At 68.7% G+C, this 8,725-nt stretch carries 5 protein-coding genes and 1 pseudogene; 4 read left to right on the top strand and 2 right to left on the bottom strand.

What is annotated here, in order from left to right; translation table 11 throughout:
- Nucleotides 1-434: cation:proton antiporter domain-containing protein (locus tag ACWBNA_RS38800; RefSeq protein ID WP_482709251.1), on the bottom strand; the 434-nt coding region annotated here is incomplete at its 3' end.
- Between the two features lie 461 nt (nt 435-895).
- On the opposite strand from ACWBNA_RS38800, the gene ACWBNA_RS38795 reads away from it, so the two are divergent.
- Both ACWBNA_RS38795 and ACWBNA_RS38790 read left to right on the top strand, forming a co-directional pair.
- Nucleotides 896-1,780, top strand: coding sequence for a helix-turn-helix domain-containing protein (locus ACWBNA_RS38795; protein ID WP_482709250.1), 885 nt, complete (start codon nt 896-898; stop codon nt 1,778-1,780).
- A gap of 107 nt (nt 1,781-1,887) precedes the next feature.
- A pseudogene (locus ACWBNA_RS38790) lies at nt 1,888-2,870 on the top strand (helix-turn-helix transcriptional regulator).
- A gap of 273 nt (nt 2,871-3,143) precedes the next feature.
- On the opposite strand, the gene ACWBNA_RS38785 reads toward ACWBNA_RS38790, so the two are convergent.
- Nucleotides 3,144-5,189, bottom strand: a complete 2,046-nt coding sequence (locus tag ACWBNA_RS38785) for a DHA2 family efflux MFS transporter permease subunit (RefSeq protein WP_482709249.1) — start codon at nt 5,187-5,189, stop codon at nt 3,144-3,146.
- 652 nt (nt 5,190-5,841) lie between these two features.
- Between ACWBNA_RS38785 and ACWBNA_RS38780 the strand changes: the two genes are divergently transcribed.
- A complete protein-coding gene (locus ACWBNA_RS38780; protein WP_482709248.1) occupies nt 5,842-7,110 on the top strand; it encodes an MFS transporter in 1,269 nt (422 codons plus the stop codon).
- A 343-nt stretch (nt 7,111-7,453) separates the two neighbouring features.
- Entirely contained in the window at nt 7,454-8,692 is a 1,239-nt protein-coding gene (locus ACWBNA_RS38775) for an MFS transporter (protein WP_482709247.1), read from the top strand.
- The last annotated feature ends 33 nt before the right edge of the window (nt 8,693-8,725 follow it).

Here is an 8,725-nt window from a genome sequence, read left to right as displayed (position 1 = left end):
GGTGGGGTGCAGGAAGACCACGGCGCGGCGGCGGTCGAGTTCCGCGAAGACCGGGTTGAGGCGCTGGTCGCCCAGGTACCAAGGCGGCCTGAAGCTGGCGCAGCACGGTGTCGTCGATCCCTGAGGTCGGATCGGCTCAGGTGGCGCAGTGCGTACTGTAGTTCCACTCCGACCAGGACGAACAGGGCGCCGTTGATGATGAACGTGGCCAGCGGCCAGAAGGCCAGTGCCTGGCGGCGGTGATCGGCGCGGATGAGGCTCGGCGCCACCTGGGCCATGATCAGTCCGCTCACGACGACCGCGAGGACGCCGGAGGCGTGAATCTGTTCGGCCAGCAGATACGCCGTGAACGGCGCCAGGATCATGACGAGATTGCCGAGCAGGGGGTCGTCCAGTCGGCGTCGCAGGTTCATGTTGACCCAGGCGACCGCCACTCCGACCGCGGCCCCTCCGCCGTAGGCCAGCAGGAACAGCGCTCCGACGTGCGACAGGGGCGGTCTGCTCCTTGGCCCCGTCCCACCGGCGGCTGATCATGATTGTGGGCGGCGGGTGGCCGGTAGCGGCGTCGGCAGTTTGGGTACGGCAGGCAGGTGTCAGGTTGTTGCTGGCGAAGGTGGCTTCCGTCGGCACTTTCTTTGACCGCCTCCTCCCGCCTGCCGCAGGAAAAAAACCGAATGTCGGTGACGTTCGGAAAACAATTACCACCCTGAGGTTGGCGAGCCTGCCTGTTCGGGTGAATGCTCTCCGTGGGCACGTCCGGGTCGCCGCCTGCGTGATTGACCCTGCCATCCTCGTACGAGCCCACAAAGGGGAGAATTCCATCCTGGGAATGGCTTGTCCAGGGGAGGAATCCTTACCCCCCTCGCGCAGACCGAGCGGTGCGAGACTGGCCGTTATGACCCGCGACGCGCATCCGAAAGGGCTGGGAGAATTCCTCAAGGCACGCAGGGCCGAGTTGAGCCCGCGCACGGTCGGTCTGCCCGACACCGGTGGCCCTCGGCGGGTGGCCGGCCTGCGCAGGGAGGAGGTCGCCCAGCTCGCCGCCATCAGCACCGACTACTACACGCGGCTGGAGCAGGGCCGCATCCGGCCGTCTGCGTCAGTGCTGACTGCTCTTGCCCATGTCATGCATCTGGATGATCACCAGCGTGACCATCTGTTCGAGCTGGCCGGCCGGCAGGGGAGGCGGCACCGCCGCCCGGCCGCGCAGAAGGCGCAACCGCAGTTGCGCCGCCTGCTCGACGAGCTCACCGTGAGCCCGGGCATAGTGATCGGCCGCCGTATGGACATCCTGGCGTGGAATCCGCTCGCCGCCGCCCTGCTCACCGATTTCGCGCAGGTACCGGAAGACAAGCGGAACTGCGCCCGTATCCTCTTCACCGATCCGTCCATGCGGACGCTGTACGCGGACTGGCGTGCAGTCGCCCGTGACTGCGTGTCCCATCTGCACACGTGGGCCGCCAAATGCCCGGACGATCCGCGGCTGACCAGTCTGGTCGGCGAACTCTCCATGCAGGACAAGGACTTCGGACAGTGGTGGGGAAGCCGTCACGTGCCGTCGCCGTCGCGCAGGATGGGCATGAAGAGGTTCCACCACCCCGTCGTCGGTGAACTCGTGCTCGACTGGGACACCTTCACCTGCAGCAGCGACCCCGATCAGGAACTCGTCGTCTGGACGGCGGAGCCCGGCACGCCCTCCTACGACGGACTACGTGACCTCGCCTCACGGGCCGCCCGTCAGCACGGCGCGTCCGCCGACCGGTCCGGTCGACTGACCTGACCGCCTGATCCGGCACTGCGCACCCGGAAGGGACAACGTGAATTGCCGAACCCTGGGAGAAAACTCTCCCCCTCACTTTTCCGGTGGATGCTGCGACACTGGCTGCTATGTACAGCGAAGCGCATTTGCCTGAGCTGGGAGAATTCCTCAAGGAGCGCCGAGCCCAACTCAGCCCGCGGACCGTGGGTCTGCCCGAGTCCGGGGCGCCCAGGCGCGTGCCGGGGCTGCGCCGGGAGGAGGTCGCCCGACTCGCAGGGATCAGCACCTACTCCTACGCGCGGTTGGAGCAAGGGCGTGCCCCCGTGCCGAGGTCGGTGCTCACCGCTCTGGTCCGTGTCCTGCATCTCGATGACGACCAGCGTGACCACCTGTTCGCGCTGGCCGCGAGTGGCGCTCACGAACCGCGCCGCCGACCGGCGCAGAAGGTCCACCCGCAGCTCAGGCGCATCCTGGACGAGCTGACAGCGACTCCCGCGCTCGTTCTCGGCCGGCGCCTGGACATCCTCGCCTGGAACCCTCTGGCAGCCGCTCTGCTCACCGACTTCGACCGGGTCCCCGAGAAGAAACGCAACTACGCCCGGCTGCTCTTCACCGACCCGGCTTTCCGGGAGCTCTACCTCGACTGGAGAACAAACGCTCGAACCTGCGTCGCCCACCTGCGCCTGGAGGCCGCCAGGCGCCCTGGCGACCCGGGGTTGGCCGCGNCGACCCGGCTTTCCGGGAGCTCTACCTCGACTGGAGAACAAACGCTCGAACCTGCGTCGCCCACCTGCGCCTGGAGGCCGCCAGGCGCCCTGGCGACCCGGGGTTGGCCGCGCTCGTCGGCGAGCTCTCGGTGGCCGACGCCGACTTCCGGCAGTGGTGGGCAGGCCGTCAGATGACCGGCCTGCGGATGGGTACCAAGAGGCTGCGCCATCCGGTCGTCGGCGACCTCACCCTCGACTGGGACAGCCTGACCTGCACAGCCGACCCCGCCCAGAAGCTGGTGTTCTCAACCGCCGCTCCCGGGACCCCGTCCCATGACGGGCTGCTCTTCCTGGCGTCGTGGACCGCGGACCCGCACACGCCGGCCCGGGACGCGGCAGCTTGAGGGGCGCCGGGCCCTGGTGGTCCGACGTGCAGTCACAGGGCCGCCGGGACCCAAGGGGCGACATCGTTCGTCCCTTCACCTCCTGTCGAAGCCGGTCGAGTCCGGCTTTCTCCCCGCGCGTAACGCAATACGAGCCGGCTGCTCGTAGACGACTGTCCGGCTCGCCGGGGCCGTCGTAGCCGGGCCCGTGGGACTGCCTGGCCGCCGTCGTGGAGGGCCCGAGGGCGAGGAGATCCGGCTGCTGCCCACGTCCGGGCGCTGCCTACCCCGGGATCATGTGCGGCGGGCGCGGTCCCGGGGCACCGAGGCCCGCGGCCGCTCCTCGTCGGAGCCTGACAGCTGCGATGACAGCTCCTCGACCAGTTCGACCAGGTCCGTCGGCCGGTCGGGTCCCCACCAGTCGCCAAGCAGTTCGGAGAAGGAGTCCTGGCGGGCCGCCGACAGCTTTTCCGCAGCCTCGCGTCCCGCGTCGGTGAGGAGCAGGTTCATGCCCTCGAGGGTGGCCAGTCGGCGCTGCTCGATCTCGTGCAGGGCGTCCTGGATCACCGGCAGGGGCACCTGGCTGTACTCGGCGAGCCGCGTCGGCGACAGCGACCTCTCCGGTCGCAGGGCCCGCAGCAGCAGCCAGCTGGAGGCAGGCAGCAGGTCGTATCCGGCGGCGGCGGTGATCTTCTCGTAGATGCCGCGCCGCCCGTCCCGCGATCCGAGCACGGACAGGGCCCGCTGCACCTCCTCGCGCGAGGAGCGGTGCACGGGGTGGACGCTGAGGGTCTGCGCCATGTCGGGGGCGGTGACCGAGCCGCGCAGCCTGGTCTCCTTGAACAGCCAGGCCAGCACGAAGGCGAGCAGGACGACGGGGGCCGCGTAGAGGAACACTTCGGTGATCGAGGTGGCGTACGCGTGCAGCGCGGACGGGCGCAGTTCGGGCGGGAGTTCGGATATGGCGCGCGGGTCGGCTTCGAGCGCGGAGGCCGCCTCCGACTGCGCCGTGCCCGCGAAGGCTCCGCGCAGCTTGTCGTCGAGCCGGCTGGTGAAGATCGTGCCGAAGACCGCGACGCCGAACGCGGCCCCGATCGACCGGAAGAACGTGACCCCCGCGGTGGCGACGCCAAGGTCCTCGTATGACACCGCGTTCTGCACGATCAGCACGAGCACCTGCATGACCAGGCCGAGCCCGAAGCCGAACACGAAGAAATACAGGCTCATCTCGATGTCGCCCGAGGACTCCTTGAGGCGGTGCAGAAGCAACAGCCCCACGGCGGTGGCGGCGGTGCCGAGCACCGGGAAGATCTTCCAGCGCCCGGTACGCGAGACGATCTGGCCCGATGCGGTGGACGTCAGTAGCAACCCGAGCACCATCGGCAGCATGTGCACACCCGACATGGTGGGCGACACACCTCGCACGACCTGCAGGAACGTCGGCAGGTAGGTCATCGCGCCGAACATCGCGAAGCCGATCACGAAGCTGATCGCCGAGGAGAGCGTGAACGTACGAATCCGGAACAGCTTCAGCGGAAGCACCGGTTCGGCGGCTCTGCGTTCGACGAACAGGAACGACACGAGCAGTACGGCGCCCAGGACCGCGATCCCGATCAGTGGGGTCGAAGTCCATCCCCAGGTCCTGCCGCCGAGTGAGGTCACCAGGATCAGACAGGTGGCGACAGCCGCGATCAGGAGCGTACCGAGGTAGTCGATCCGGTGTCTCTCGGCCCGGACCGGGATGCGCAGCACCGCGGCGATCACGAACAGGGCTACGGCACCGACGGGCAGGTTGATGTAGAAGACCCAGCGCCAGCTCAGCTGGTCCACGAACAAGCCGCCGAGCAGCGGTCCCAGGACGCTGGTCGCGCCGAAGACGGCGCCGAACAGGCCCTGGTAGCGGCCACGGTCCCTGGGCGGCACGATGTCGCCCACGATCGCCATCGACAGGACCATCAGGCCGCCACCGCCCAGGCCCTGCAGCGCACGGAAGGCGATCAGCTGAGGCATGTTCTGGGCCAGGCCGCACAGCGCCGATCCGATCAGGAAGATCACGATCGCGGCCTGGAAGAGCTTCTTGCGCCCGTACTGGTCGCCTAGCTTGCCCCACAGCGGGGTCGCCGCCGTCGAGGCGAGCAGATAGGCGGTGACGACCCATGAGAGGTGGCTCATCCCGCCGAGATCACTGACGATCGTCGGCAGCGCGGTGGAGACGATGGTCTGGTCGAGTGCCGAGATGAGCATGCCGAGCAGGAGCGCTCCGATGGACATACGCACCCTGCGCCGGTGCCCCGCCGCCGGCTGTGGGTCAACTGCCTGTTCGCCCAGGTCCTGGACCATTGACGCCTCCTGAAGCGAGTTCTTCCTGACCTCGTCGTGGTCGGCACAGCGCGTTATGGCCCGAGCGAGGGTGAAGGGCGGCGCCCGCGGATGACGCCTGGGCCTGCCCGGATCCGCCCCGATGCCTCGCCCCGGCCCGCGGGACTGCGGACCGCGCAAGCCTCGACCGAACTGCGGCCTCAGGGTTTTCCAGGGCCCTCATATCGGGCAATTTCGCGCCTGTCGCGACAAGGGACAAAGGGGAAGGGTTCCCTCTGTCGATTCCTCCTCGTCCGGCCAGGCAGCGCCATTGACGGTAGCTGTGCGGAATCAAATGCGCATCGCCGTAAGGGGGGGGGAGGAATTCGTCCCCTGGACAACTTGTACCTGGGAGCGAAGACGGCCTCCTTAATTCCTCCTCGACAAGGGAAAATTTATTGTCGAACGCAGAACTGCGGAGAGGGATACGCAGACGTGACGCGTGCCGGCCGCCGCACGGCGTGTTGTCGCGACCCACTGGACGGTCGTCGCGTGGGGTCTGTCGTACCACTTCTGGTCACCACCAGTGGCGGCCGCTGCTTCTGCGGGTCATGGCAGCTCACCCATGAGGACTTCGGGGGCGTTGGCGAACATCCGTCCCGTCGGGTCTCGTGCCGAAGGAAGCGAGTCGCAGATGACCAGAGCCGTACCTCCGCCGAGCCGGGCCGTCAGTCCTCCGGCAGCCACGGCACACGCCGGCGCGTTCCTTCCCGTTGCGCTGGTCGCCGCGTACTACGGCGCCTATGTCGCGGTGATGTCCCCGCCCACCGTCAGCATGGCGCTGCGCGTACGTGACGTGGTCGGCGAGGGTCAGCGGGTCTCCACCCTGAGCACGGTGCTGTCCGTCGGCGCCCTCGCCGCCGCGATCGCCTCCCCCCTCCTGGGCGCCCTGTCCGACCGCACCACTCTGCGCTTCGGGAAACGCCGGACCTGGCTGGTGATCGGCCCGCTCGTCGGACTCACCGGCCTGGCCTGCATCGGCTTCGGTGGCACGGTGTGGCTGCTGGTCGTGGGCTGGGTACTGGCACAGGCGGGCTGGTCGGGCACGCTGATGGCCGCTCAGGCCGTGCTGACCGAGCGCATCGAACCAGGGATGCGGGGCCGGGTCAGCGGCCTGATGAGCCCGGCCATGCCCATCGGGATGGTCACCGCGACGCTGTTGGTCAGCCTGCTGGACTCCAGCCTCGCACTGATGCTGCTCGTCCCCGGCCTGATCGGAGTGGCCGGTGCGGCACTGCTCGTAACCGTCGTCTCCGATGCGCCCGCCGACAAGACCACCCTCCCCCCCTTCGGCCCGCGCGAGTTCCTCTCCAGCTTCTACGTGAGCCCGCGCCGCCATCCCGCCTACGCCTGGGCCTTCGCCAGCCGGTTCCTGATGTTCTCCGGTGTCTTCATCATCCTCACGTACCAGACGTACATCGTCTCGGACCGTATCGGATACGGCGGTGACAGCACCGCCGGCAAGGTCTTCCAGTCCACCCTGCTGCTCGGCGCCGGATCGGTGGTGGCATCGCTGGTGTTCGGCATGCTCGACGACCGCACCGGCCGCCTCAAACCCTGGCTCCGCCTGGCTGCCGCCGCGTCGGTGGCCGGACTGCTGGCCCTGTGTGCCAACAGTTCCTTCGGGATCTTCCTCACGGGCATGGTGCTCATCGGCATCGCCCAGGGCGGCTACCTCTCCAACGACCTGCCCATGGTCAGCCGCGTCCTGCCCGACCCCGGGCACGCGGCGCAGGAACTGGGCGTCTACAACCTGGCCCTCGTCATCCCGCAGATGCTCATCCCGCTGTACGGCTCGCTCATCGTCGGAGCCGACGACAACTATCCGCCGTTGTTCGTGGTCGGCGCCATCTGCTCGGCCCTCGCCATCGCCACCCTCGCGGGCGTACGCGGCGTCAAGTGACCGCGCACGAACTCCGTTCACGCCCCTCCGTTCTCAGGAGCGACCATGACCACCCAGACCCCCCGCGCGGATGTCCTCGTCCTCTTCGGTATCAATGGCGATTTCGCCAGAAAGACGCTGCTGCCCGCCTTGGCACGCCCTACCGCTACGACGTCGGCAGCTGGGGCCCGGAGGAAGCCGACCACCTGGCCACCGACAGCCGCTGGCTGCCCCTGGAACAGGCCTAGCCCGGTCTGACCCGCATGGCCGACCTGGCGCCGCGAAAACCTCCGCCGCCATTGAACAGATCCGCCTCACCTTGGCGATGCCGTCAGGCGGCCCGTACTCACCTGGACACCCACCCATGGCTACCCCGGACACCCCCACGCCGCTCACCGCGAGCGCCTCCACCGCAGCGGACAGGAACACCATGAGCCGCGGCCTGACGCTGCTGTTCGCGATCGCCGGCGGCACGGCGGTCGCCAACCTCTACTGGGCGCAACCGCTCCTTGAGTTCGTCGGCCGCGACCTGCACACCTCCACCGCGCTGGCCGGCTGGCTCGTGACAGTCACACAGATCGGCTACGCGGCCGGAGCACTGCTGCTGGTGCCGCTCGGCGATGTCCTCGACCGGCGCCGGTTCATCCCCGGGCTGATGCTCTGCGCGGCCCTCGCCCTCGTCGCCTGCGCGCTCGCTCCGTCCATCGGCGCGCTCCTGGTCGCGACCACCCTCCTGGGCCTGACCACGGTCAGCGGCCAGCTGCTCACCCCGCTCGCCGGTGACCTCGCCGACGACACCCATCGCGGGCAGGTGGTGGGGACGGTGGTCTCCGGGCTGCTCATCGGCATCCTCACCTCCCGCACCATCAGTGGACTCATCGCGGATGCCGCCGGATGGCGCGCCATCTACTTCGCCGCCGCAGCGGTCTCCGTCGTCTTCGCGTTGCTTCTTCGCCGCGCGATTCCTCCGCTCGCCCCGAAGGCTCGCCTGTCCTACCCGCAGCTGCTGCTCTCGGTCTGGAAGGTGATCAGGCAGGAACGTGCAGTGCGCTGGACGCTGTTTCTCGGTGCCACCGCCTTCGGCGTCTTCACCATGTTCTGGACCGCCTTGACCTTCCTGCTCAGCGCGCGGCCGTTCTCCTATCCGGTCTCCGTCATCGGCTTGTTCGGCCTCATCGGCCTGTCCGGGGCCCTGGCCGCCCAGCGCGCGGGGCGGCTCCACGACCGGGGCTGGTCCCTGCCGGCGACCGGATGGGGCTGGGCCGCGATCGTCGGCTCGTTCGTCGTCGCGGTCTTCGCCGGCCGTTCCGTAGCGGGGGTCATCGTGGCCGTCGTGCTGCTCGACATCGCCGTGCAAGGCGTCAACATCCTCAACCAGACACGGCTGTTCGCGCTCTCGCCGCACGCCCGAAGCCGCCTCAACACGGCTTTCGTCACCTGCAACTTCATCGGCGGCGCGATCGGTTCCGCCGCCGCCTCCGTGCTGTGGTCCACCGGCGGCTGGACCGCCGTCTCCCTGACCGGCGCCGGGCTCGCCTGCGCCGCCCTCCTCGTGTGGGCCCTCGGCCGCCGCGGACCGCTTCTCAACGAGCGAAGCGACTGAACGACCGACCCAAGTTCCTATCCGTTGCTCTAG

This window comes from Streptomyces sp. Q2 (genome assembly GCF_056820935.1).
Note: the sequence above shows the minus strand (reverse complement) of the source record. Positions and strands in the feature narration are given on the sequence as shown.